25 protein-coding genes are annotated in these 26,751 nt (G+C 39.0%); 10 read left to right on the top strand and 15 right to left on the bottom strand.

Features of this window, described 5'->3' with window-relative positions; genetic code table 11:
* The first annotated feature begins 76 nt into the window (after window positions 1-76).
* The 4 genes from PR800_RS14920 to PR800_RS14905 are packed head-to-tail and all read left to right on the top strand — an operon-like array spanning window position 77 to window position 4,040.
* Entirely contained in the window at window positions 77-1,222 is a 1,146-nt protein-coding gene (locus PR800_RS14920) for a trans-sulfuration enzyme family protein (protein WP_102140000.1), read from the top strand.
* Window positions 1,223-1,262: 40 nt separating this feature from the next.
* Window positions 1,263-2,687, top strand: coding sequence for a Na+/H+ antiporter NhaC family protein (locus tag PR800_RS14915; RefSeq protein ID WP_272531099.1), 1,425 nt, complete (start codon window positions 1,263-1,265; stop codon window positions 2,685-2,687).
* Between the two features lie 16 nt (window positions 2,688-2,703).
* Complete coding sequence (locus PR800_RS14910; protein WP_272531098.1) at window positions 2,704-2,901, top strand: hypothetical protein; 198 nt, start codon at window positions 2,704-2,706, stop codon at window positions 2,899-2,901.
* Window positions 2,898-4,040 (top strand): trans-sulfuration enzyme family protein, encoded by a 1,143-nt coding sequence (locus PR800_RS14905; RefSeq protein WP_102139997.1) that lies wholly within the window; start codon window positions 2,898-2,900, stop codon window positions 4,038-4,040. The genes PR800_RS14910 and PR800_RS14905 overlap by 4 nt, the downstream gene beginning before the upstream one ends.
* 143 nt (window positions 4,041-4,183) lie before the next feature.
* Here the strand turns inward: PR800_RS14905 and dmsD are convergent, their stop codons facing one another.
* The 7 genes from dmsD to PR800_RS14870 all read right to left on the bottom strand — a co-directional run bounded on the left by dmsD (window position 4,184) and on the right by PR800_RS14870 (window position 11,675).
* Window positions 4,184-4,801, bottom strand: a complete 618-nt coding sequence (gene dmsD, locus PR800_RS14900; RefSeq protein ID WP_102139996.1) for a Tat proofreading chaperone DmsD — start codon at window positions 4,799-4,801, stop codon at window positions 4,184-4,186.
* Between the two features lie 121 nt (window positions 4,802-4,922).
* Window positions 4,923-5,780, bottom strand: a complete 858-nt coding sequence (locus PR800_RS14895; RefSeq protein WP_206275931.1) for a DmsC/YnfH family molybdoenzyme membrane anchor subunit — start codon at window positions 5,778-5,780, stop codon at window positions 4,923-4,925.
* A 1-nt stretch (window position 5,781) separates the two neighbouring features.
* Window positions 5,782-6,399: a DMSO/selenate family reductase complex B subunit gene (locus PR800_RS14890; protein WP_102139994.1), complete on the bottom strand. Its 618-nt coding sequence runs from the start codon at window positions 6,397-6,399 to the stop codon at window positions 5,782-5,784.
* Between the two features lie 10 nt (window positions 6,400-6,409).
* A complete protein-coding gene (ynfF, locus tag PR800_RS14885) occupies window positions 6,410-8,836 on the bottom strand; it encodes a selenate/tellurate reductase subunit YnfF (protein ID WP_272531097.1) in 2,427 nt (808 codons plus the stop codon).
* Between the two features lie 476 nt (window positions 8,837-9,312).
* On the bottom strand, window positions 9,313-10,059 hold the full coding sequence (locus PR800_RS14880) for an energy transducer TonB (protein ID WP_102139992.1): 747 nt from the start codon (window positions 10,057-10,059) through the stop codon (window positions 9,313-9,315).
* Between the two features lie 284 nt (window positions 10,060-10,343).
* Window positions 10,344-10,814, bottom strand: coding sequence for a hypothetical protein (locus tag PR800_RS14875; RefSeq protein WP_272531096.1), 471 nt, complete (start codon window positions 10,812-10,814; stop codon window positions 10,344-10,346).
* A 390-nt stretch (window positions 10,815-11,204) separates the two neighbouring features.
* A complete protein-coding gene (locus PR800_RS14870; RefSeq protein ID WP_166265513.1) occupies window positions 11,205-11,675 on the bottom strand; it encodes a multidrug/biocide efflux PACE transporter in 471 nt (156 codons plus the stop codon).
* Between the two features lie 109 nt (window positions 11,676-11,784).
* On the opposite strand from PR800_RS14870, the gene PR800_RS14865 reads away from it, so the two are divergent.
* Window positions 11,785-12,645: a LysR family transcriptional regulator gene (locus PR800_RS14865; RefSeq protein WP_102139989.1), complete on the top strand. Its 861-nt coding sequence runs from the start codon at window positions 11,785-11,787 to the stop codon at window positions 12,643-12,645.
* A 179-nt stretch (window positions 12,646-12,824) separates the two neighbouring features.
* Window positions 12,825-13,304, top strand: coding sequence for a DUF4822 domain-containing protein (locus PR800_RS14860; RefSeq protein ID WP_272531095.1), 480 nt, complete (start codon window positions 12,825-12,827; stop codon window positions 13,302-13,304).
* A 67-nt stretch (window positions 13,305-13,371) separates the two neighbouring features.
* On the opposite strand, the gene yegD is transcribed toward PR800_RS14860, so the two are convergent.
* Window positions 13,372-14,724 carry a molecular chaperone gene (gene yegD / locus PR800_RS14855; RefSeq protein WP_210848566.1) on the bottom strand — a complete coding sequence of 451 codons (1,353 nt, stop codon included), beginning with the start codon at window positions 14,722-14,724 and terminating at the stop codon, window positions 13,372-13,374.
* A 208-nt stretch (window positions 14,725-14,932) separates the two neighbouring features.
* Here yegD and PR800_RS14850 point away from each other — a divergent pair, with 208 nt between their 5' ends.
* On the top strand, window positions 14,933-15,196 hold the full coding sequence (locus PR800_RS14850) for a GDCCVxC domain-containing (seleno)protein (protein ID WP_425516735.1): 264 nt from the start codon (window positions 14,933-14,935) through the stop codon (window positions 15,194-15,196).
* A gap of 182 nt (window positions 15,197-15,378) precedes the next feature.
* On the opposite strand, the gene PR800_RS14845 is transcribed toward PR800_RS14850, so the two are convergent.
* The 7 genes from PR800_RS14845 to nrfA all read right to left on the bottom strand — a co-directional run bounded on the left by PR800_RS14845 (window position 15,379) and on the right by nrfA (window position 22,718).
* The gene (locus tag PR800_RS14845) at window positions 15,379-15,777 is read right to left on the bottom strand and encodes a hypothetical protein (protein WP_102139985.1); all 399 of its coding nucleotides are present in this window, start codon (window positions 15,775-15,777) and stop codon (window positions 15,379-15,381) included.
* Window positions 15,778-16,105: 328 nt separating this feature from the next.
* Window positions 16,106-17,155, bottom strand: a complete 1,050-nt coding sequence (nrfF, locus tag PR800_RS14840) for a heme lyase NrfEFG subunit NrfF (protein WP_272531094.1) — start codon at window positions 17,153-17,155, stop codon at window positions 16,106-16,108.
* The gene (locus PR800_RS14835) at window positions 17,148-19,022 is read right to left on the bottom strand and encodes a heme lyase CcmF/NrfE family subunit (RefSeq protein ID WP_102139983.1); all 1,875 of its coding nucleotides are present in this window, start codon (window positions 19,020-19,022) and stop codon (window positions 17,148-17,150) included. The genes nrfF and PR800_RS14835 overlap by 8 nt, the downstream gene beginning before the upstream one ends.
* Window positions 19,023-19,046: 24 nt before the next feature.
* Window positions 19,047-20,003: a cytochrome c nitrite reductase subunit NrfD gene (nrfD, locus tag PR800_RS14830; protein WP_166265501.1), complete on the bottom strand. Its 957-nt coding sequence runs from the start codon at window positions 20,001-20,003 to the stop codon at window positions 19,047-19,049.
* A complete protein-coding gene (nrfC, locus tag PR800_RS14825; RefSeq protein WP_102139981.1) occupies window positions 20,000-20,671 on the bottom strand; it encodes a cytochrome c nitrite reductase Fe-S protein in 672 nt (223 codons plus the stop codon). Before nrfC ends, nrfD begins: the two co-directional genes overlap by 4 nt.
* Window positions 20,668-21,237, bottom strand: coding sequence for a cytochrome c nitrite reductase pentaheme subunit (gene nrfB, locus PR800_RS14820; RefSeq protein ID WP_102139980.1), 570 nt, complete (start codon window positions 21,235-21,237; stop codon window positions 20,668-20,670). Before nrfB ends, nrfC begins: the two co-directional genes overlap by 4 nt.
* Window positions 21,238-21,284: 47 nt before the next feature.
* Window positions 21,285-22,718, bottom strand: coding sequence for an ammonia-forming nitrite reductase cytochrome c552 subunit (nrfA, locus tag PR800_RS14815; RefSeq protein WP_102139979.1), 1,434 nt, complete (start codon window positions 22,716-22,718; stop codon window positions 21,285-21,287).
* Between the two features lie 805 nt (window positions 22,719-23,523).
* On the opposite strand from nrfA, the gene napF reads away from it, so the two are divergent.
* From napF to napA, 3 genes are read left to right on the top strand one after another with little or no spacing between them, the layout of a single operon-like run.
* Window positions 23,524-24,015: a ferredoxin-type protein NapF gene (napF, locus tag PR800_RS14810; RefSeq protein ID WP_004262238.1), complete on the top strand. Its 492-nt coding sequence runs from the start codon at window positions 23,524-23,526 to the stop codon at window positions 24,013-24,015.
* Complete coding sequence (gene napD / locus PR800_RS14805; protein ID WP_181490085.1) at window positions 24,005-24,283, top strand: chaperone NapD; 279 nt, start codon at window positions 24,005-24,007, stop codon at window positions 24,281-24,283. Before napF ends, napD begins: the two co-directional genes overlap by 11 nt.
* The gene (gene napA, locus PR800_RS14800; protein ID WP_166265495.1) at window positions 24,264-26,750 is read left to right on the top strand and encodes a nitrate reductase catalytic subunit NapA; all 2,487 of its coding nucleotides are present in this window, start codon (window positions 24,264-24,266) and stop codon (window positions 26,748-26,750) included. Before napD ends, napA begins: the two co-directional genes overlap by 20 nt.
* Window position 26,751: the final 1 nt, after the last annotated feature.

Below are 26,751 nucleotides of genomic sequence, written 5' to 3'. Positions count from 1 at the left end.
ATTTCCCTGTGGCATATTTCTTTTGGCAACAAATATAAAGATATCGTTTTTATTTTACTATATTGGGTTTTAGATTATGACTAAGAATATTGCTACAGTTTTAATTCATGGTGGGAAGCAGCAAGATACTGTTAATCATGCTATTTTTCCTGCTATTACAACGGCCAGTACATTTGTTCAACAAAGTTTAACCGAGCATGGCGAATATTGTTATTCACGTTGCAGCAACCCAACGCGTTATGCATATGAAACCTTATTAGCTGAAATCGAAGGTGGAAGCTATGCAACAGCAACGGCTTCCGGTGTGGCTGCTTCAAGTTTAGTATTAAATTTATTACCAAAAGATTCACATATTATTGCGATGAAAGGTGTTTATGGTGGAACATTTCGGTTATTTGAACGAGTTTCAACCATTAATAGCGGTCACCAAATAGACTATGTTGATTTGAATAATCTTGATGAAGTTAAAACAAAAATAAAAGATAACACACGCTTAATTTGGATTGAAAGCCCAACTAATCCATTATTAGAATTAGTTGATATCAATGTCATTTGTTCACTTGCCAAAGAGCATAATATTTTAACTTGTGTTGATAATACATTTGCAACAGCTTGGAACCAAAAACCATTAGAATTAGGAGCCGATTTAGTGATGTTATCGGCAAGTAAATATATTGGTGGCCATTCCGATTTAATTGGTGGTGCGGTGATCACCCAAAGAGAAGACTTAGCCAGCCGCCTCGATTTTCTAAAAACGACCCTTGGAGCAATTGCCTCTCCTTTTGACGCTTACCTTGCTTTACGTGGATTAAAAACATTGGCTTTACGTATGGCGGCACAATGTAGCAATGCAGCACAAGTCGCGAAATATTTATCAACTCACCCGAAGGTGGAGCAGGTTTATTACCCGGGGTTAGCTTCACATCCACAACATGAATTATGCAAAAAACAAATGCGTACAGGTGGAGCGGTTGTGACGATTAATTTGAAAGGGGATATTGAAGACACCAAAATATTTTTATCTAAAGTTAAATATTTTGTTTTAGCGGAATCGCTAGGTGGTGTTGAGAGCATGGTAAACCATTCGGCAACCATGTCACATGGGTCGATGACAAAAGAAGAAAGAGAAAGTATCCATGTCTATGATACTACGTTACGTTTATCTGTAGGCATTGAAGATATCACAGACTTATTAAATGATTTAGAAAACGCATTATCTTAATTTATTAAAATCAAAATAAAATATAATAAGAGAGCATCTAATGAATGATTATGGAATTTGGACCATTGTCACGCCAATGGTGACGATACTTTTAGCCATTTTTACACGACAAGTTATATTGTCATTATTACTGGGGATATTAGTTGGTTTTACCGTTATATATGATCACAATATATTATTGGGTATAAATGGAACGCTCGATGGTATTATCAATACATTTGCATCACCGGGAAATACTAAAACAATTCTATTTATGGTCATTATTGGCGGTATTATGCGGCTAGTCGTTGTTACTGGTGGTGTGCGATCATTAGTTAAATTATTAACGAATAAAACAAAGTTAATTAAAAATAAAAAAGCTGTTCAATTAATGGCGATGATTATTACATCATTAATTTTTATTGAAAGCTCTATTAACCAATTAATTGCTGGAGCATCAACAAAAACATTAGCGAAAAAATACGGTGTTTCGCCAGAAAAAATGTCCTACATTGTGCAGACTTCCTGTGTATCAGTGTGTTCATCAGCCATGATCAATGGTTGGGGAGCGGCAATGATGGGCGTTATTGGCGTACAAATATCTAAAGGCCTTATTACTGGAGAACCTTTTGAAATTTTAGCCGGCTCCATGGTATTTAATATCATGGCGTGGTTTTCTCTCGCTTCAGTGCTATTTTATATTTTCTCCAATGTGTCTTGGGGGCCAATGAAAAAGGCAGATTTACGTGCAGAGCAGCAGGCTTTAACGCTGTTATCCGCGGAAGAAACTGAGCAGGATGATGAAGATATTATTGATCACCCTAATTGTCATACCTCTCTTAACTTCTTTATCCCAATTTTATCAACGGTCTTAATGGTACCTGTTGCGCTTTATATCACAGGTAATGGGGATTTTAGTAAAGGTAGTGGTTCAACATCGGTATATTGGGGAGTCATGTTTGGAACTTTAGTCTCTTTTGTATGGTTCTTAGCGCGTCGAGTACTCAATATTGAGACTTTCTTTAAAGAATTATATATCGGCTATGCCAGCATGGTAAAAATTAGCTCAGTGATGATCCTCGCTTTTTTAATGGGAACCGTTTCTTCCGATTTAAATACCGGTGCTTATATCGCAGAAGTCACCTCGGGTGTTATTTCGCCGGCTTTCTCAATTGGTTTTATCTTTTTAATCAGTGCGGTGATGTCATTAGCAACGGGAACATCGTGGGGAACATTTGCCATTATGATCCCAATCGGTGTGCAGTTAGGGCTTTCAGTTGGAATGCCTGTTGAATATATGATTGGTGCAGCCATTGCAGGTTCAATATACGGAGACATGACATCACCCATTTCCAGTGATGCAATTGTGGCGTCTATGGCAACAGATTGTGACCATATTGAGCACATTCGTACCCAAATGCCTTATGCCACTGTGACAGCTGCATTTGCGCTGATGGTTTACCTCTATTTAGGTTTTACATACTAATAAGGGGAATAATTCAATGAATATTAGACAACGATCAGTCGCCATAAATAAAATAGATTTACTTCAAGGGCTAACACCGTTAGCAAAATTAAATAATCTTTCAGAATACTTAGGTCGTGATATTTATACGGGTGGTGCACTCGCTATTTTTGCTTATTCTGAAATCAATGTAGCAATGATTAAATACACTTTTGATAATGCGATTTATTTATGAAAATTAATACTAAGGTTATTCATGGTTACCCCATGACGGATAAATATACCGGAAGTTCCTCTATCCCGTTATATCAATCATCGACTTTTTCACAAGCCAATATTGAGGAAAGTTACGACCATATTTATTCGCGTTTTTCCAATCCAACGAGAGATGCATTAAGTGAGGCTATTTGCGCAATTGAAAATGCAAAATTTGCTGAGGTTTTTTCTTCAGGAATGGCAGCAATAAGTGCCGTATTGCTTAATTTTAGTCAGGGCGACCATATCGTTGCCTGCAAAAATATTTACGGTGGTTCTTTTCAATTAATGACTGAGTTTCTGCCTCGTTATGGCATTTCAGTGACCTTTGTTGATGCGACCAATCCAATGAATTATCAGCAAGCCATAACGGAAAACACCAAAGCGTTTTATATTGAAACACCATCTAATCCAACATTACAAGTGACTGACTTAAAAACTGTTATTGGGATAGCGAAACAGCATAATATGATCACCATCTGTGATAATACCTTTATGACGCCATTGTTATCAGATGTTATCTCTCTTGGAATTGATTTTTCTATTAATAGCGCGACTAAATTTATTAATGGCCACAGTGATGTGATCTTGGGGACGGTAGCAACGAATAACGCTGAATACGCTAGGTGGTTACATAAGTCAGCAGTTGCTATTGGTAGTATTGCTGCACCATTTGACAGCTGGCTGACGATGCGTGGTTTAAAATCAATGGCAATGCGAGTTGAGCGAGCCAGTGAAAATGCACAAAAGCTTGCAGAATATCTGAATGAGCACCCAAAAGTACAACACGTTTTTTATCCGGGGTTAGCTTCACACCCAAACCATATGACTCATATGCAGCAGTCTAAAAATGGCGGAATGGTGGTTTCCTTTGATTTAGGGAGTTATGAAAACGTAAAACGATTTTTAGATACGGTTCGTATTCCACTTGTTGCGGTCAGCTTAGGGGGAATTGAGTCAATTATTTCCTACCCCAGAATGATGTCCCATGCTTGTATTCCTGATGAGGAGAGATTATTGCAAGGCGTAACAGATGGGTTATTACGGTTCTCATTGGGTTGTGAAGATATAGATGATTTACTCGCTGATGTCGATTCTGCTTTATCGCAGGTTCAGTAATTAGGCCATTAGTGATGCATTTTACTTCTGAGTGATACCTGCCATACACCTAAAAAACCCCCATAATATTTTAAGCCCTCTAAATAGTCAGATTATTTAGAGAGCGTTATACTTCGCAAAATACTTATTTGAGTAAGGTAAAATTAAAGACAGATTTCTTTATTGACAGGATTTAATTGAACAGCTTGTTGGATATGTTTTAAAGTTTCAGTCGCGAGCAGCGCGCTGGCTACATAAAATGCATTCCCACTTTGCAATTGCATTTTTTCTAAATAGCGATATACCCAAGGTAAAAAATGTATTTCTAGAAATTCACGTAATAATTCTGGTTTATTTTCAATCACCCAAGCGGTGAGAAGAAATAGTAGCCCTACATGATCTTCTGGTTCTTTTTGATTTAATTCAATATTAATTTGGTTATTACGAAGCCATGCTCTTAATTCAAGTGTCGAAATACCAAAAATAACATTTTCTTTATCAAGATAAACGGAACCCCAAGGTGGTGCAGGTAATGCATAAGGGCCAATAAATAAGCGCTGGTAGGCTTCTTGTAATGTTTCTGTTTCAGAAAGACTATCTTGAAAGAGTTTATCAATAGATTGGCAATCATAATCCTGAGTAAATGGCCACTCAGCTAACCATTCGCTCGTTGTAAATAAATCAATTAACGTATTTACGCGTGCATCAGAAGGATCATAATAAAATAATGCTCCCAAAGTTTGCGCGCAAAGCGAAAAATCTGCCAATAATTTTTGTTCCATATTTGTCCACTTGCTATGTTGATGATGATGCGTTGATGTGATCGTAGCGAAACATGAGATTGTTGTCGATGATAAGAAGGTAATTGTCCTTCTTATCATCGCAAAAACAATGGATTAGTAATTAGCCTACAACCGCCATACCCACAGTCATATGCAGCCCGTAGAATATGCCTCTACCAATCAATTCACCAAGAATTACTAATAAGACGGCGACTAATAGCCCAATAATTGAAGGGTTCTTCATTTTAACATGCGGGTAAATCCAGAAAGCTAGCCCCAATGTTAAGCAAACAGTACGCCATCCCATTAGCGAGGCATAATCAGGAACAAGCTCTGAGGCTTTTTGTACTGAACTTTGGATAGAGCCTAATTCAAACCCTTGTGCCGTTACCAAAATACTACTCGCAATCACCGCAACAATACTGATTAATGTAAAAAAGCGGACGTTATTGATATCATAGCTTGCTATGCGCAATAAAAATGCAGCAAGTACAGGCCCCGCAATAAAACTGGTTAAGATAAACTGCAAACTACCATAATGATTAAACCAAGTTGGGACGGTATCAATTTGGTATACGCGAGATATGGCATAAATAAATATTGCCGCACAAATAATTGTGACAATTAACCAAATAGTACCAATAGACTTGGGCATCTTCTTCAGTAATGACAGTAACCAATACAGCCCACCTAAGACAAAGAATATTGAGCCACTGACTATTTCGTTACTGAGCGCTGAATGACCAACACGTATCATTGAATTGAAGGCGCGCATCGGTGATCCCATATGCAACATGGACAGTAAAAAGCCAATTCCCATTAATGCCCATAAACCGAACATGCTCATGACAATTCTATGATGCTGTTCTTTTATGGGTTTCATTAATAATACCAGAGCCATAAGTATAAATGCGCCAGCAACACTTTGACCTATAACGGTGAAGAAGATTAACGGATATTCATGTAAACCTGCGCCCATTTTAAACTTCCTCCGGATTTGCTAAATAACCTGTGGTGTCGCCAACAGGACGGCAATTTGCATTGAGATTTAACACAATATTGGGTTTGGTATAGTGTGCTGCTGGTAGAGGAGCTATCTCATTGATAGTACCGTATTTTGTACGTAATTCTTCAATAGGCCCGAAATCTAATGCACGTAGTGGACAAGACTCAACACAAATGGGTTTTTTACCTTCAGCTACACGTTCATAGCAGCCATCACACTTCGTCATATGCCCTTTAACGGCATCAAACTGAGGTGCACTATAAGGGCATGCCATATGGCAATAACGGCAACCAATACAAACACTTTCATCGACAACGACAAAGCCATCTTCACGTTTATGCATCGCGCCACTTGGGCAAACTTTAACGCAAGCAGGGTCTTCACAATGGTTGCATGAAATGGAAACATAATAAGAAAATACATTTTGATGCCATGCACCATCTTGCTCAGTCCAGTCACCGCCTGCATATTCATAAATACGACGAAAATGAACATCAGAGGATAAGTTTTTAAAATCTTTACAGGCGAGTTCGCACGTTTTGCAGCCCGTGCAACGTTGTGTATCAATATAAAAACCATATTGTTGTGACATACCGGGCTCCTTATAATTTAGCAATTTCAACTAAGTTAGTATGCTGAGGGTTCCCCTTAGCAAGCGGTGAAGGGCGTTGAGTCGTGAGGACATTAATACACCCGCCTTGGTCTACTTTTTTGCCAAACATATCGGCATCTAACCAAGCCCCTTGGCCCATAGCAGTCACGCCTGGCATGATCCTTGGTGTCACTTTTGCTGGAATATGAACTTCACCTCGGTCATTGAAAACTTTGACCATATCACCCTGTTTAATACCACGTGCTTTAGCATCTATTGGGTTAATCCATATTTCTTGGCGACAAGCTTGTTTTAAGATATCAATGTTGCCATAACTGGAGTGCGTTCTGGCTTTATAATGAAAACCTGTCATTTGTAATGGGTATTTTTTATTAAGATTATCGATATGGCTTTCAAAGCCTTCGGTGTAAATTGGTAACGGGTCAATCACATCATCAGGTGCTAATTGCCATGTTTTCGCTATTTCAGCTAGGCTTTCAGAGTAAACTTCTATTTTCCCGGAAGGTGTCTTCAATGGATTGGATTGAGGATCCTCTCGAAAGGCTTTAAATCCAATGACATGCTCATCTGGGCATTTGTGTTTGAAAATACCCACGGTTTTCATTTCTTCATAAGTTGGCATGTCAGGGAAGCGTTCACGGCTTTTTTCACATAAATATTTAACCCATTCGTGTTGGGTGCGGCCTTCAGTGAATTTTTGTTCGACATCAGGGCCTAAGCGTTTAGCAATTTCAGACAAAATTTCATAGATGGGCTTACGCTCAAATTTAGCGCTAGTGGCTGGTTGGCCTAAGATCATGTATGACATGTTTCCTGCGGACTCACTAGGAATGAGATCTTCTTGTTCGGTAGGCATTAAATCAGGTAGTAAAATATCGCAATATTTTGCAGATGCTGTCATGAAGTGGTCGATACCAACAATCATTTCACATTTGCTGTCATCTTGTAAAATTTCATGAGTGCGAGCGATATCACTGTGTTGATTTATCAATGTGTTACTGGCATAGCACCATAAAAATTTAATGGGAACATCTAATTTATCTTTCCCTTTTATACCATCATGAATAGCAGTCATTTCTGTACCGCGTTCGATAGCATCTGTCCATGTGAAAACAGAAATTTGAGTTTTGACTGGGTTATCGAGCATTGGAAACCATTCAACACCGGAATCATAAGTGTCTTCACGACAGCCTGAATTTCCACCACTGATGCCAACATTCCCCGTAATAATGGCTAACATGGCAATTGCTCGAACGGTTTGCTCACCATTTGAATGACGTTGAGGGCCCCAGCCTTGGACAATATAAGCGGGTTTTGCTTGGCCTATTTCACGGGCTAACTTTATGATTTTATCTGCTGGAATACCTGTAATTTTAGCGGCCCACTGTGGTGTTTTAGCTACACCATCAGTACCTTGGCCTAAAATATAGGCTTTATAGTGACCATTTTGAGGAGCAGAAGCCGGTAAGGTTTTTTCGTCATAGCCGATACAGTATTTATCAACAAACTCTTGGTCGACCATATCCTCAGTAATAATCACGTAAGCTAATGCAGCAGCGAGTGCACCATCAGTACCAGGGCGAATAGGTAACCATTCATCTTCTCTACCAGAAGCAGTGTCATTATAACGAGGGTCAATAACTATCATGCGCGCATTGGAACGTTCACGTGCTTGTTCGACATAATAAGTCACACCTCCACCACTCATACGAGTTTCCGCGGGATTATTTCCAAACATCACAACTAATTTTGTATTTGCGATATCATCAGGGCTATTGGCTTCTTGAGAACCATACAGATAATTCATACCCGCACGAATTTGCGCGGTACTATAACTGCCATAGCGGCTCAGGAAACCACCACATGAATTCATTAAGCGGTAGGGAACATTTGAGTTGGTGATATTACCGCCGTCAACACCCGTTCCATACAAAACATGAACGGCTTCATTACCATAATTTTTTAGTGTATCGCGTAAGCTATTGCCGACAGTATCTAGGGCTTCTTCCCATGAAATTCGGACAAATTTGCCTTCTCCACGTTTTCCTACGCGTTTCATTGGGTATTTCAATCTATCCGGGTGGTTCATTCTCCTGCGGATTGAACGACCACGTAGGCAAGCTCTTACTTGATGATTACCATACTCATCTTTCCCAGTGGTATCAGACTCAACCCAATATACCTCATCGTCACGAACATGAAGGCGTAATAGGCAACGGCTACCACAGTTGACGGTACATGAACTCCAAACGGCTTTTTCTTCAGGGGATGTTGAGTTTTGAGTGTTATCGATTGCTTTTGCATTAAAAGGAAGTGATAAACCACCGACTGCAGCAAATAAACCGCTGGCAGTGCCAGATTTCACGACATTGCGCCTTGTGATAGGGCTATTTAATAATTTATTTTTTGTATTCATTGATATTAGCCTTTATGACCATATTAAATATAGTGTTATTCAAGGGCTATGTTACTCTGACATATTTAGTTTTTTTTGCGCCATATCAACGAAGTTATATTTGCAAAACTGGTAACTTTTTCATAATAAATAAATATTAATGATAATTGATATCACTCTAACATCATGAATAAAAAGGTTTTCTCTATTTTCTTATTAGAGGTTAAAAATTTGGAAATGTTAATATTGGGTTTAATATAGAAAATATTTCTCTTGGTAAGGCGTTTTCGGGAAATGGGGGAAATATCTTTGGCAGTATTGTCAGAAAATAATAATAAATTTCTCTCGGATCATTTGTTATTCTAAAAAAATAATGAACTTTAATATTATTAAAAGGATTGAAAAGTAAATGCAGAATAATTATCTATAAATTGCTCATCTAATATCCTATTAAGGTGTAACTTTTTAGTGAGAATAGTTTTTATTTTCAAAGGTGGTTAATTAAATTCAATATTGAGTGTTATCGATTGAGCAAAACCTGCTGGTGGTTTACCGACAGAACGACTTTTTTGTACTGCAAGTAAAGCAGCCTGATCCAATAAATCACTTCCTGAACTACTTGCTAAGCGAATTAAGCTAATTTCTCCGGTTTGGCTTAATTGAAATTGAATTGTTGCGATACCACGGTTTTTCATTTTTTTTGCGCGGCGAGGGTATTGTTTATTTCTCTCAACTTCTTGGCGTAGTTTTTCACGGTAAGCATTAATTAATTGGCTATTAGTATCACTCGTTGCATATTGGTTTTTGGGGCCTTTTATTCCTGCTGATTGAGACGAAACAAGGTCACCTGCTTTTTGTTGTTGTGCGATCGGTAAATCATTTTTAACCTCTGAATCAGCTTGTTTATGAGTATTTTCATTTCTTTTAGTCAGTTCTCTAGGTTTTATAGGCTCTTTTTGCGTTTTTATCACCTTTTTTGGTTTTTTAGGTACAACAATAGCAGCGTGTTCCGCTATTGGGCTGGGATCTATTTTTACCTCACGAAGGGGGTCTGTAGGTTGGGGGATCTCTTCAGGTTCTGCAACGTTGACAGCTTGAGTTAATGCGATCGAGATAATAGGCGCATCCTGTTGTGCTTGGTTTTTTAAGGATAATGATTGAGCCGTAACATAGGTTAAATACCCAATAACAAGAACATGTAATGTTATTGATAGAATAAAAGTCACTAATTTTCGACTCATCATAAAACCTCAATATTTTTTCTCACTGAACCTAAAGAGGGCAAACCATACAGGTATTAAGTAGTTATGTTTGAACTGTAACTCATAAGATAAAATAATGACTCGAATTATATGTTAATAATTATCAATTGCAAATGATAGTTATTATCAACTTTGATGGGCGTATTTCATTACATATTAATCCTTTGATTTTTAAGGAATATTATTTCAAATAAAAAGGCTTGGTGAGTAACCAAGCCTTAATGAGGCTAACTATGTGATAAATCAGCTAAATACTATTCTCTTTTTTACGACTTTGTCTGGCTCCTACTTAAGTGTTGTTGTACTGAGTATTTGATTGAAGGGGATTGGTTGTTTTCGGTAAAACTCAAGGCGACAGCGGCTTTTTCATGGTCATCCATCGCTAAAAAGCTTTTACTGATGCCATTAATTTTATTTGTTGATAAATTACCCGCTTTTATATGTGAATTAATCGCTGCTTGATTTGCTGCGGACATACTATTTTCATTGAAACTTAATGCAGTAACTGCTTTTTCATGCAAATTCATTTGTGCAAAAGATTTCGTAACACCTTGAATACCATTAGGAGATAAATTAGCGGCTTTTGCATGGTTAGCAATAGCCGCTTGGTTTGCATAAGCGGTATTATTTTCAATAAAATTGAGAGAAATAATGGCATTTTTATGGGCAGTTACGTCTGCTTGAGCATTTAGACTAAATACCAATAAAAATGCAGAGGAAATAAATAATTTGTTCATCGGAATACCTTTAAATAACATTGCCTATATTTTGGACAAAATAATGGATAACTTTATATAAATAAGTTCTCAAAAATGAAGGCAAAGCATTTTTAACGCCCATTTTCACACTCTATCTTAGGTATGTTATTGAATAGATAAACTATCTAAGCTGTATTTTTATAAAGTTATCGTAGAAATAATCATTGCGATGCCGTAAATATAGGTGATCGTGTTCAATGATAAAATTGATATCTATGCAAATGATGAGTGCATAAAACGCATTCATCATTTTACATTCACAAAAGAAAAGAGAATTATTTTGGCGTCTTTATCGGTGTCTTGAAATACAAATAACGCCGTGTAGATAATAAGCTACACGGCGTTAGAATATTTAATTAATATTTTAAATTAAGAGCGTTTAACCACTGTTTCTGATACGTGTATTGTGTTCTCTTTATTCGCAAACCAACGGTCACGTAAGTTGTCATATCCGAGGTTAAATGCATAGGTATAAAATAAGAAAAAGGCAAAAAAGCCGATTTCAAGTAAGAATGCATCTAAGAATGACATTTTGAGTAAAAACGCCAACATGGGTACACCCATGATAACAAAGCTTAATTCAAAACCAATGGCGTGAAAAACGCGCACTTTGGCTGGGCGAGGCCCCTTAGACAAAGGCCAATAACGGTCAAAGATCATGTTATAAACTACGTTTAATAGCATTGCTAGTGTCGATAAGACAATCGCCACTGTTCCCATTTGGAAAATTGAGCGTCCTAAAAGCCACGCACTGACCGGTGCAGTTATTGCGATAGCAATGACTTCAAATGAAACTGCATGAAAAATTCGTTCAGTTAATGTTTTTGTATGCTTGCTCATAACTACCTCAAAGATATAGAAAATTATTTTTTTGGTAAAAATCGGGTGCAATTATTTGCTATTTTTTATATATATACAAAATGGCAGCCATCGAAAAAAGCGATACCTTATGAATTATTCTATAGAAACGTTGCGTACCTTTGTGGAGGCAGCATCCTTAAAATCATTTTCTGCTGCAGCACGTAAATTGAATAAAAGCCAATCAACCGTCAGCTCAACGATCAGTGGTTTTGAAGATGATTTAGGGTTTGTGCTGTTTAATAGGCAGGGGCGTGAATCAACATTAACTTTTGCGGGTAGAAAAGTTTTGAGTTTAGTTGAGGATATTTTATCGGCAGACGAGCGTCTTCAAGCGCTAAGAGTTGAATTACTGCCAGATATTGAACCTAGACTAAGTTGTGCTTTTTCAGATATTTATCAACCTCCACATGCTGAGCATATTTTAACGACATTAGATAGGCAATTTCCACATCTTGAATTCGAATTTTTAATTGCAGAAAATAATGACGTTATCGAAATGATCCAAAACCAGCAAGCTCATGTTGGAATGATGGAATCCCGAACAGAATATCCTGCGGATATTTCCTTTTCTCGTTTACCTATTCAAGGTGAACTAGGTTTGTATGTATTAAATAGCCATCCATTAGCTAAAGAGAAAAAAATAACTTATCAGCATTTAACAATGACACGCCAACTACGGCTAAGCAGTAGTAGCCAAATGATTATTAATAGTGAAAAGAACTGGTTTGCACCTAATTATTTACTATTATTAGAAATGGCAGAACAAGGTGCTGGGTGGGCTATATTACCGACATGGTTAGTTAAGCAATTTGGCCATAATCGTTTGGTGAGTATTAATTATGATTTATGGCCTCGAAAAATTGATGTGGATTTAGTTTGGTCTAAGAATAATCCACCGGGAAAAGCCGGTTATTGGTTGGTCAATAAGTTGCTTAATAGCCAAGATTAAGATTGTTAATGCTAAAAGTTGTTAATTTTCGATATATTTTATATTGTAAAACAATATATATTAAATGTAATAAGATGTTATCTTGTAAATAAACGTAATATAATTTTAAAAATTGGTTTTATATCGCTAATCTGAACTTAATCAAATTGTTGTTTGAGTTAATTTATTAGAGGATAAAAATGAAAAAATTATTAGTACCTACACTTTTTGCTGTTGTATCTACTATGTCATTTGCTGTTCAGGCAGCGACAACTCCAGCAGCAAGCCAATCGCAGAGTGCGGAACATAAATTAAATGCTCACGAAGAAATTATGGTAGGCAAAGTTTGGACAACGACAGAAGCTTTAGATCAAGATAAAAAAGAAGTTAATGCGGATGATAAACAAGTCGCTAACTTTTTTGGTTTAGCGGAGTATTATCCAGATGGTACATTTAATATGACCACGTTTGATGGAAAGCCTAAAATGAAAGGTGACTGGTCATTTGATGAAAATGGCAAAAGCCGCTCATTAACAGCAAAAGATGGCGATGGTAAAGTCTTATTTACTCGTGTTGTCGAAAATGTCACAGTAACCCCAGAAGAATACACATATCGTATTTATCCAGAGCAAGATAATAAAGATAAGTACTTTGATATTGTTCATAAAGTTAAGAAATAAGATTTGTACCAATAGCGCAGTCTAAATATGAATCTTATTTATTCTGCGCTATTAGTGTTTCTGTTGTTTATTTAAAACACGTTTCAGCCCAGCGTGTTAATCCTGCGGTAACGGAACCAAAGTCGTCCCCACGTACTATCGGAATATTAGGTAATTCTTGGCTAATAGCCTGGTGTAATACTGGTGAGCGAGCACTCCCGCCTGTAATGTAAATGGCATCTGGCTTGACTCCTCCTTGCTTGACTGCTTCTTTAACTAACTCAATCATTTTACTTTTCGGTGATTCAATTGATTCCACCATGTATTCATGTGGAATATCCACCTCTATTTTTTCAGAAGTTAATTTAATTTGAGCTAAATAACTAGGCGTATCCGATAAAGCAATTTTAGCCTCTTCAGCTTTACGTACTAAGCTATAACCTAGTGTTTCATTATAGACTTCTAACAATCGAGCTATTTTTTGAGGCTCTTTTGCATCTTGTTTTAGGCGTGTTAACGCAGTTAAATTTTGTCGTGAATAAAATTCTTTTTGTGCTTCAACATTATTAATGGCAATAGGGTTCCAAAATTGTAGAAATGGCATTTTAATACCTGATAAAGATTGGCTCTCCATCCCAAAAAGCGGCATCAATTGTTTCAATGCAAGGTAAATATCAAGGTCGTTTCCGCCCACTCGTTGCCCACTATGAGCAAGTAAGGATTGTGTTCTGTCCTGTGCATTTCGATAAGTTGGCCCCATTTGGATTAATGAACAATCTGTTGTTCCTCCACCAATATCAACGACTAGGATAATCTGGTCTTTATTCAATGTTGATTCATATTCAAGCCCCGCAGCAACAGGTTCAAATTGAAAAGCAATATGATTAAACCCTGCGCGCTTTGCGGCACGATAGAGTATTGATTCAGCTTGTTGGTTCGAGAGTTCTCCCCCACGGCCATGAAAGTTAATAGGTCGGCCAATGACAGTATCATCAATAATCTGTTGTAACTTTTGTTCTGCAGTGTCTTTTATATTTTTCATCATGGCGCAGACAAGGTCTTCAAAAAAACTAATTTGGGTATCATGTAAGCCAGACGCCCCCAAAAATGATTTCGGAGATTTTACATAATAAACATCTCTAGGGTCGCTTAAATATAAATCTAAAGCGGCTTGTCCAAATACGATGTCTTCAGGCATTAAATTGATCCCTTCATCACGGTTAAACGCGATAGATCTTTTTAAAATTTGCTGCCCGATTTCATTTGAAGGGGATATTTTGCAATGGCGAAATAAATGCTCAGAGACTGATTCTCTTGTTGGCGCGCATAAGGTTGATGGGATATAAACACTATCGCCTTCTAATGGTAATAGTGTGGGTACCCCGTTTTTCATGACCGCGACAGCACAGTTAGATGTACCGTAATCAAAACCAATAAACATTTCGCCTCCAAAATAACGATTTTGAAAAAAGGCTGAGACTTTATATCAAGCAACAATGAATTACTATTAAAAGATGGGTGATGTACGCTAGGTGCGTGACGAGGAAAACAGTATGAATTGGCACTAAATAGGGTATAAGCGCAAAGAAATCTCGATGAATTTAGTATTCAATAGATGCTGCTCTTAGCTACCTGTGTGATAAAAAATTATGGGAAAGTCGATGAGTAAATTTCATATAGAACTGAAATCAGAACTAACATGTCCAGAGTGTCATTTTAAACAAGTCGAGGAAATGTCGACAGACGCTTGCCAATGGTTTTATGAATGTAAGCACTGTGGGGTATTATTAAAGCCATTAAAGGGGGATTGCTGTGTTTTTTGTTCATATGGGTCAGTAAAATGTCCTCCAATACAAGAAGTAATGTTAACTGGAGGACTGGCATGCTGTTGTTCTTCAAAAGATATTTGTTAGTTTATCTTAATATATACAGTGGTGTGAGATAATCTGTAGATAATAATATGGTAAATATTTTTTATAGCTATCTATGTATTAAATATAAGTAATTACTTAATTGGAATTTTCTTAATATATTAATGAAGTATTAAAAGTGACTCTCGGAAATATCTTATTAAAAAACTGGGTTTTATATCTCTTTAATTATTACAATACTTATTCCAAATAACATTAAAATCATTATCAGGAAACTCTTTATCATCTCTATCTATTAATGGAATAGAAACAACATTACGCCCATCATTATGAAGGTAGGTTTTGACCACAAAGCGCTGAAATGAATATGAGTTTTGGCTAGTGAAAATAAGTACCTCACCACATACATAGCCTAGCATACCATGATCTAAGGTTTCTCTTATCTCATGATATTTAACATTTTTATATTCAGCTGTTTTGGGGAATGCTAAAAAATCCTCAACTGCTTTTTGAGATTTTTCTACGATATCTAAATCAGGTGTATAGTTACTTACAACGCCTCCTATAAAGGAAGCGCCCGCAATTAAGCCGACGACTAAAAATGAAAATATTTTATTTTTCATAGTGTTTATTTCTTATGTAATTATTTTTGATATCCCCAAAGAATGCCAAAATATATAAAGGAAATGAAATATTCCGCACTTAAGCTAAATTTAATTGTTAATTTCACTTAGGTGGATATACTTGAATTACATTTGGGGTAATTAACTGGAGCCAATCTAACATAAGATTATTTGAAGTAATATAGAAGGGAAACAATGGTAATCAATAAGAAACGAAAAATTACACATTTAAATAAATAGACATTTCATTAAGGGATATTTAATCACTATTGTGATAATTTATTATGTATTAATCCCTAAAGTAACAAAGTTAATAATAAAAATAAGATTAGCCTTTTTTATTCTTCATTATTTTTGCCATATGAATAGCTTCAATGAGCTGAGAGCGATTAATACGGGAACTATTACTATCTAATAACTTTTGCCAAATATCAATTGCTTGCTCATAATTTGCATTCATAAAGGCATCTGAAGCGACTAGCATCAAAGCAGTAACTTCTTGATTATCAATCTCTAATGCTTTATTGATTACAACTCTAACATCATCTGTTAGGTGTTGGCCTGCTTGATAATATAGTACGGTTGCAATAGCGGAATATATTTGAGCATTTTCCCCTCCATATTTTAGAGCTCTCTGATAAGCAATCAGTGCATTATCATAACTATTTTGATAGAGATAATATTCACCTAGTGTAGCCCAAAGCTCACTGTTTTTAGGTGATTGGCGAATATCATTTTGCAAACGTAATAAATCATTTTGTTCTTGCTGTAATGGTGTGAATGATAGCAAGGGATCGGAAATACGTTGGTATTCCTGATAGGCTAATTCAAATCGAGGTGAGAAAAAGTAACCAACAACGACCGACACAATGAATATGGTAAGTACTTTATTAACATGCTGTAGCCGGACAGCTGATGGTGTTGTTGTATCTGAGGATAATAACTGTTCGGATATCTGTCGATGGCTAAAGTTGTTCTCTATGATCCGTTGTTTATGTGACCGGTTGAATTTGAACGTTAAATAAAAAATTCCAACTAAAGCAATTCCAGGTAAAAACCAAAGCAGGGCAGTTCCAAAAGTCAGCGGTGGATTATACAGTACAAAATCACCATATCGCTCGGTCATATAGTGCATAATTTGTGCTTTATCTTTCCCTTCAGCGACCATTTTGAAGACTTGATGACGCATACTGACAGCTGTCGGGGCATTAGATTCGAGTAAGTTTTGGTTTTGGCACTGAGGGCAACGTAATTGTGAGGCTATCTGCAAAGAATATTCTTGTTCTTCAATGGAATTAAATTGCCACACATCAACAATTTGAGCATTGGATATAAAAGAGCAAAATAGGAAAAAAAGTGCGAATAGAGCTTTAAGCATTTCTTATCCTCCTTTTTATCCAGCTTATTAATAGGCCAAAACACATCACAAATGCACCGCTCCAAATCCATTGAATGCCATCTTGGACGTAAAGACGTATTGCATAACTATTTGTTCCCGTTTTCTCACCTAATACCGCATACCAATTACGTAGCCACCCCCAATATATACCGGGTTCAATCATTAATTGCTGACGAGCGGTATAAAACCGGCGCTCAGTGATTAACTGGTGTAACGGTTGATCCGCTTTGCTAATTTGTATGATGGCTTTTTCGGTTGTGTAGTTAGATTTAGCACCAAGCTGCAGCTCGTTGAATTGAAATTGATAACCTGCGAGAGAAATAGATTGCCCAATAGAAAGACTAACACTGGTTTCGTGGTGGCTACCAACTGACAAGGCAATGCCAGCTGCAAAAATCACAACTCCTGTATGAGCAATAAGGGATGGGAATTGTTGTCGAATAGCATGTATAGGACGTAGCCAAAAGATAAGCAAAATTGCAAATAAAAAGCCGCAAGAAAGGGCGATAATAAGCCCTTTAGGCCAAAGAAAGAAGCTTAATAACATACTGGGAAGTATGATTAAAAGAATACGCCATCGGGGTTTAATGCGAGTTTTGTTCTGCGGGTAAATGGCACTGACCGCCATTATAATTAGCATCAAAATACCAAATGGTAATAATGTTTGATTAAAATAAGGTGCCCCAACCGATATTTTTCCCCAACCAAATAATGTGTAAATCATTGGGTAAAGTGTGCCCGTTAGGACAATAAATAATACAGTTGAAAATAGGATTAACGTGAGTAATAAGTAAAGCTGACGGCGATTAATGTTGGTTGGTGAATCATCAATATTTTTAGCTTTCCAGCCATATATACATAAAGCACCGAAACTCAGAAAACTGAACAATAAAAAGAGGGGAACAGCCCTAACGTTATCCAAAGCAAACGCATGGACAGACATTAAAATACCTGAACGGACAATCAACGTGCCCAATAGAGATAAAATAAACGTGAGGATCGCCAGTAGTATTGACCAATGGCGATAATGACCTGTTTTGTATGTAACGCTGAGGCTGTGGAGTAACGCGGTTGCACTTAACCATGGCAACAGCGACGCATTTTCAACGGGGTCCCAAAACCACCATCCTCCCCAACCAAGTTCGCTGTATGCCCACCATGACCCTAAAGTGATACCCAAAGTGAGTATGCACCAACTAGGAACGACAAAGCGCCAACAAAGTCCTGAAATAGTTTGGTTAAATTGCCCGCACAGCGTGGATGCAAGTGCCAAGGCGGTCACGACCATTAACCCGCTATAGCCTAAATAAAGTAGCGGAGGGTGCAATATTAGCCCCCAATGTTGCAGCATTGGGTTGAGATCTCGTCCTTCTATAGCGGGTGGGAAAATGCGTACAAAAGGGTCGGAATAAAAGACGATAAACAGTAATAATGCTGCACTAATAATGGCAAGTAGGGTTAATGTGAGGGGAAATACAGGGTGAGTTTGCCGACGATAACGCCAAGCAAATAGACAACTCCAAGCTGAAATAAATAGCAACCAAAGAAATATTGACCCTTCATGGCCTCCCCATACTGCCGCAATTTTAATATATAGTGGTGATAACCTGTGACTATGCTGCGCCACATATACGACAGAAAAGTCACTTTGAATAAAACTGATGGTTAAACAAAAATAAGCAACGAGTAAGAAAAGAAATTGTAAGTAGGTCCAAAGGACATTCCGAGGCATTTGCCTCGGAATATGGCGTAAAAAACCAATAACTCCACATGATGCTTGAAAACAGGCAATACAAAGTGCCAATGTTAGGCAGAGAAAGCCAATTTCTGGGAGTATTAGTTCCAATGATTACCCTTATTGTTGAGTGAATTATGCAACGGTCAACTGCCCTGCGTATAACACAAAAAAGCGTAAGCAGAAGACACCCAGTAGGCTTGCACCACTGATAATCAATACTCTTACTGCACCTTGCCCTTTATCCATCCATTTTTTGAATAGAAGAGGAATAATAAAACCAAACCCAACAACGCCAATCCAAAACCACCAAGTCCAGAAACCACCACCTAATGCGGCAATTAATGAGCGAATTTTCCCATCGTCTCCTAATGCTAGCCCGACGAAAAAGGCCGCTAATAGGAATATCTCCAACCAAATCACAAAGCCTTCGATACGATGTAAAAATGCGGTTTCAGTATTATGGATATTTTTACGATAGCGCAATGCGATTGCCATTAACGATACCGCGATACCTGAAGATATTCCTGAAAATAGGAATAAAGCCGGTAATAATGGGTTGTTTAAGAATGGATAAGATTTTAATGCTGAAAGTAAAAAACCAGTATAAGCCCCAAGCAAAACAGCCAATATTAGCATTACAATATCGAGAAAACGCATCGCACGGTTTAGTAGGGTTAATACTCTTGGGATCAGCGTCAATTTTGGCAGCCATTTTTGCTGTAAAACAATGAGCTCTTTTTCATAGATTTTAGCCAGCCAAATAACAAGTACCGCCATATATACTTGGAATAACATCACCCCCATCGACATCACTGAAGTTGGGCTGTAATGAAACATTAATTTCCAAAACGTCCATGGACGCGTTAAATGGAGAATTAAGATCAATAACCCAAAGATGATCGTGGTCGGCGCCAAAATCAGTGTTGTGCGCATGATTGTGCTATCACTGCCAGCCGCAGTGGGATAATACTGGCGCATAAGCACCGCAAGCACCACGAGCCCAGCTGAAATACCAATTAAAAATAAGTAAACCGCAATGGGCCAGTCCCACACTAAGGATTCAAAATGGAAAGCAGAAGCTGTTGTCATTGGCTAACCTCCCCATATTTGAACGGAACCCGATACATTTTGGGGTGAGTACCGAGTGCAATTTTGAATCGATAAGTCGGTTTTTCTTTTAGCATCAACGAAATATCGCTCTTAGGGTCATCTAAATTACCAAAGGTTAATGCTTTGGTCGGGCAAGATTCGACGCAAGCCGGCTGCTTACCCTGTTTTAGATTCGTTTTACGGCAGAAATCGCATTTATCTGCGGTTTTATTGATGGGGTGAATAAACCTGACGCGATAAGGGCAGGCCGCAATACAATATTGGCAGCCGACACATAAGTCGGGGTTGACATCAACAATCCCTGTCGTTTTATCAATAAAAGAGGCACCAGTAGGGCAAACATCGACACAAGGTGCACTTTCACAATGTTGACAGGAGTGGCGAAAAAAACGGTATTTAACATCAGGAAACTGGCCAATAGGCTCACTACGGATGATAGTTAACCGCGAAACACCTTCCGGCACTTGGTTAACCTCTCGGCATGCATCCATACACGCCGTACAGCCGATGCACAGATTTTCATCGTGCACCATGCCGTAGCGAACGCCATCTATTTTCATGGTGTTAGCTAGCGCATGGCTAGCAACTCCTCCTACCGCCGCCAGTGCTCCTGAGTAGATAATGAATTGACGACGAGAACAACTCATGGCTGCTCCTTACGCAATTTCACCGCTGCCGGGTTGAAATCAGGGTTATTGCGTTGGTCTGAGTGACAATCGACGCAGATTTTTACTTTGCCCTTATCAGTCAGTACCTTCATGGTGTCTTGTTTCGGGTGAAGGTCATGGCAACTTGCGCAGGCCACTTTAGTGACGTGGACATCATGAGGCCAGAACGCTTTTTGCAGTTGTTCTGGCAAGTGACATGATAGACAGACACTGTTTTGTTGCTCAACGGTATACATTGGGTTGTTAAAGCGCATGACATCTTTGACGCCTTCACGGTGATCAGGCCCTGGGTTACCGTGGCAATTGGTGCAAGTTACGGGTAAATTATTGTTAGGGTTAATCACTTCTGCGTGGGTACCATGCATGCCTTCTTGGTCAGGCTTATGGCAGTCTAAACAGGCTTTGTCAGCACTGCGTTGCTGCGTAACAACCCAACGGCCTTCTGCATTTTCTTGGGCCATTTGTGGGGTTGTGGATGCGGCTGTTGCCCATAATAAGCCTGTTGCCAGCACCCCAGCAGTTAATAACGAACGTAGTACGCTCATATTCACTCCATTGGTTGTATTGCCCCATTATTTGGGGCAAATCATGGTTATTTGGCTAATAGGTCATTTTTACGAGCTTGTTCATCCCACTGCGGAACCACAGTTTTTAAGAACTCTTGTTTCTCCGCATTGATTTTTTGCATATCTAAACCGATAGCTTGTTGCGCTTTTTCCTTAGTTGAAATATCTGGAATGGCAATTTCATGGGTGATGCCTTTTGAACCTAATAGACGAGCGAGTTTGGTTCGTGCATCTGCGGCTTTATCCATCGAACCACCTAACATGCGCAAGCCTTCATCTGGTGCATGCATATGAATACCGTGGGAAGCGATAGCTAAATCCCAACGCCATTGTGCATGACGAATATCCGTTAAGATTGGTTTCATTTCATCTTCTGTTGCGCCTGCATCCCATGCGGCTTTCGCTTCAAAGTGAGCTCGAACCAATTGGTCTTCCGCTTTGATTTTCATCTCTTGGATAGCGACTTTACGTTCAGCAACGACATCTTGCAGCTGTTGTTTGCTCTGGGTATGGCAAGTGCTACAGGTTTGTTCGAAATTGTCGAATGGGTTACCAATTTTATGGCTGGTATACAGTTCGCCTTTTTCGTTTTGCAGTTTTGGCATATGGCAATCAATACAGGTCACATTATTTTTGCCATGAATACCTGCACTCCAAGTCTCATATTCAGGGTGTTGAGCTTTCAGCATCGGTGCTTTCGACAATGAGTTGGTCCAGTCAGAGAAACCAACATTGTCGTAGTAAACTTCCATCTCTTCAACTTTGGTGCCGTTATCCCATGGAAATTTCACGGCTTTTTTATCGCCAGAGAAATAATATTCCACGTGACATTGGCCACACACCATGGACTGTTGGTCGAATCGGCTGGCTTTATCAAACGGTTTGCCAATCGTTTCCATTGCACGCTCCGCATAAGGGCGAGAAAGCGTTAGCTCTGGTTTGCCTTTTGCAAAATCTGCAGAATCTGTTTTATGGCAGTCAGCGCAGCCTAAAACATTAACCACTTCAGGGCCACCTTTTGCCCACTTACCTTCGAAATAACCATCTTCGCCATGTTCTTGGATTAGCCTCGCCACATCGGGACTTTTACAGCTCCAACATGCCATCGGGAGCGGGCCATCTTGGGCGTCTTTCGGTGCACCGGTTCGTAAGGTTTCACGGACGTCGATAATGGCATAAGCGTGGCCACGTGGTTTGTTGTAGTCGCGTGAGAATGGGTATCCAGCCCACAGTACGACTAAGCGAGGGTCTTCCGCTAATGCATCTTCACGGTTTGATTGCTCGGATGTTGCTCGCCAAGAGTGGTATTGATCAGGGTGAGCAGCTTCGAAAGTTTCATTTCGAGCGTTAATAGTGGATGTACTATCTTTGGTAGGAGTTTGAGCATGAACAGAGGTAAAGAGAAATATTCCTGCAACCAGACTCAATAAGCATAGTGCATTATTTCTTATGTTTGCCATAAAAAGGGCCTCGAGTAATTTTAGCCAGTCATCCCTTCATTTTTCGAGTTGTTTTTGTATTGTGACCTATGACTCGAACTATTTTGGGTATCTTTTTGTTATTTAGGTTTGATAGTAAGCGCACAGAGACTATCAAGACATTGCCAATTTATATGTGTAACAAAAAACCACACTAAAAATATTGTTTTTGATCAAGAGTTAATTTGGAATAAGGAAATAGAATGTGAAAAAATAATAAAAAATAGGTATTATTGAAATTGATATAGTTATTTTTTAATAGTTCTAAATTGTTAGTTCCAATAATTAATTAGTAATGATTCTTATTTTGACACTCTACATTTGCTTGTTGTAGTTTATTGATTTTTAATTAAATTTTTATCTTTAATATTTCTGGGTTATTTTTAAAAAAAAGTGACAAACAAAATTTGTTTAATATCAAAAAAAATGCATATATTTTTTTGCTAAATGACATTGCATATACCACTTTAGTGGTAGTTTTTGGTTGATGTTATAATTTAAAAAATTAAAAATTGAGTTTAAATTAATAATCCACATTAAAAAAATGTTAATAAATAATTAAAAACCCCTATTCCTTTATCATTTTAAGGCTGTTTTGAGGCCATGCATAGCAAATAGCGTAAATCTGGTTATTTCTAGTCGTATACGGGGAATTACCTCTTTTACCTACTTGGTAGTATGTATTTTTATAGCTGCTATCGTTAATATTTCTCATAAATACACATATAAAAAATGCGGTTTATCAATACGTTTTAGTTTTTTTGTTGGCAATGTAAAGGAAAAAAACATGGTTGATCTCACCCGTCGGGGAGTATTAACTGGTGCGTGGCGCAGCGCGGCTCCAGTGGTTCGGCCGCCATGGAGTGGTAGTGAAACGCAATTTATTGAATTGTGTACCCGTTGCAATGCCTGTGTTGAGAGTTGCGAAACGGCAATTATCCAACCAGGAGCAGGGGGCTACCCTGTTGTTGATTTTAAGCGTGGTGAATGTACATTTTGCTATGCATGTGCAACAGCATGTCCAGAACCTATTTTCCTTCCAAAACATTCCCAACCTTGGGATATCTCAATTTCGATTGGCCAAAATTGTCTTGCTTATCTTTCGATTGAATGTCGTCGTTGCCAAGACAGTTGTGAGCCTGAAGTCATCTCTTTTCGTCCGTCAATGGCAGGTATATACCAGCCAAAAGTAGAAACACCAGGTTGTACAGGCTGTGGTGCTTGTGTAGCAGGTTGCCCAGTTTCAGCCATTACCGTGGAGCATGAACATGCACAGTAACTATCAAGTGTGCAGTTTAATAGTACAAGTAAAAAGTGAGCGACTGTCTACTGTGGCCGAAGAAATTAATCAATTTTCTAATTGTGAGGTGGCGTTAAGCGCCCCAGAAAACGGAAAACTGATTGTGGTTGTTGAAGGGCAAGGTAGTAGAACGTTGTTAGATACTATTGATTTAGTACGCGATATTGACGGCGTACTAGATGTTTCGCTGGTTTACCACCAGCAGGAAGAGCAAGGTGAGGAAGATTATGAAACTCAGTCGTCGTAGCTTTATGAAAGCCAATGCGATAGCGGCCGCTGCTGCGGCGGCAGGTATTGGCGCACCGAGCATTGCGAAAGCAGTGGTTGGTCAACAAGAAAGTATTAAATGGGACAAAGCCCCTTGCCGTTTTTGTGGGACAGGCTGTGGGGTACTGGTGGGAACTCAAAATGGTCGCATTGTGGCCAGCCAAGGTGACCCAGAAGCTCCTGTAAACCGTGGTTTAAACTGTATCAAAGGGTATTTCTTACCAAAAATCATGTACGGAAAAGACCGTTTAACGCAGCCAATGTTGCGTATGAAAGACGGTGAATATGACAAAAATGGGGAGTTCACACCGATTACGTGGGAACAAGCCTTTGATGTTATGGAAGAAAAAGTCAAAACCACATTAAAAGAAAAAGGCCCAGAAGGGATCGGTATGTTCGGTTCGGGCCAGTGGACAGTTTGGGAAGGCTATGCAGCATCAAAACTGTTCAAAGGTGGGTTCCGTTCTAATAACTTAGACCCTAATGCACGCCACTGTATGGCTTCTGCGGTAGTGGGCTTCATGCGTACTTTCGGTATGGATGAACCAATGGGCTGTTATGATGACATTGAGCATGCTGACGCGTTTGTCCTTTGGGGCTCAAACATGGCAGAAATGCACCCAATCTTGTGGTCTCGTATTACTAACCGCCGTTTGTCTAACCCTGACGTGCGTGTTGCCGTGTTATCGACTTTCAAACACCGTAGCTTTGAATTAGCAGATAACGGCATCGTCTTTACACCACAATCTGACTTAGTGATCCTGAACTATATTGCAAACTATATTATTCAAAACAATGCAGTTAATCAGGAATTCCTCGATAAACACGTGAATTTACGTCGTGGTGCTACAGATATCGGTTATGGATTACGTCCAACTCACCCACTCGAACAAAACGCGAAAAATGCAGGTTCTGATGCATCTGAGCCAATGACGTGGGATGAATATAAAGCCTTTGTTGCGGAATATACTTTAGACAAAACCGCAGAAATGACGGGTGTTCCAAAAGATCAGTTAGAAGAGTTAGCTAAACTTTACGCAGACCCTAAAACTAAAGTGGTTTCTTACTGGACCATGGGCTTTAACCAGCACACTCGTGGTGTTTGGGCAAATAACTTAGCGTATAACCTGCACTTACTGACAGGCAAAATTTCTCAACCGGGTTGTGGGCCATTCTCATTAACAGGCCAGCCATCCGCGTGTGGTACTGCTCGTGAAGTGGGTACGTTCTCGCACCGTTTACCTGCTGACATGGTGGTTACCAATGAAAAACACCGTGAGAAAGTCGAAGGTGTGTGGGGACTACCCGCGGGGACGATCCCTGAAAAAGTCGGTTTACACGCCGTTGCCCAAGACCGTGCTTTAAAAGACGGTAAATTGAATTTTTACTGGGTTATGTGTAACAACAACATGCAAGCGGGCCCGAATATCAACCAAGAGCGTATGCCTGGTTGGCGTGACCCACGCAACTTTATCGTGGTTTCTGACCCCTATCCAACGGTCAGTGCGTTAGCCGCTGACTTGATTTTACCGACGGCAATGTGGGTAGAAAAAGAAGGCGCTTACGGTAATGCGGAACGTCGTACTCAATTTTGGCGCCAACAAGTTAAAGCACCAGGCGAAGCGAAATCTGACTTAATGCAGATGGTGTTGTTCTCAAAACGCTTTACAACGGATGAAGTGTGGCCTGAAGAGTTACTCGCGAAAAAACCTGAATTACGCGGTAAAACGTTGTATGACGTGTTATTCGCTAACCAAGCGGTAACGAAGTTCCCTGTGAGCGAGTTAGCAGAAGACCAACTTAACGATGAATCACGTGAATTAGGCTTCTACTTACAAAAAGGGCTATTCGAAGAGTACGCAGGCTTTGGTCGCGGTCATGGTCATGACTTAGCGGATTTTGATGACTATCACAAAGCGCGCGGTATCCGTTGGCCAGTGGTTGATGGCAAAGAAACTCAGTGGCGTTACAGCGAAGGAAATGACCCTTATGTTGAAGCTGGTGCTGGCTATCAATTCTACGGTAAACCCGACGGTAAAGCGGTAATTTTTGCACTGCCATTTGAGCCTGCAGCTGAATCGCCAGATAAAGAATATGACTTATGGTTATCAACAGGTCGTGTTTTAGAACATTGGCACACTGGTAGTATGACTCGTCGTGTTCCTGAACTACACCGTGCTTTCCCTGAATCTCTAGTGTTTATTCATCCAATCGATGCAAAAGAGAGAGGTTTACGCCGTGGTGATAAAGTCAAAGTGGTTTCACGTCGTGGTGATGTGACAACAATTGTTGAAACACGCGGCCGTAACAGACCACCAAAAGGCTTAGTTTACATGGCGTTCTTTGACGCTGCGCAGCTAGTGAATAACTTAACACTGGATGCAACCGATCCGCTTTCAAAAGAAACGGATTACAAAAAATGTGCCGTTAAACTGGAAAAGGTGTAAT

Source organism: Providencia sp. PROV205, assembly GCF_028479505.1.
Taxonomy (GTDB): domain Bacteria; phylum Pseudomonadota; class Gammaproteobacteria; order Enterobacterales; family Enterobacteriaceae; genus Providencia; species Providencia huaxiensis.
Note: the sequence above shows the minus strand (reverse complement) of the source record. Positions and strands in the feature narration are given on the sequence as shown.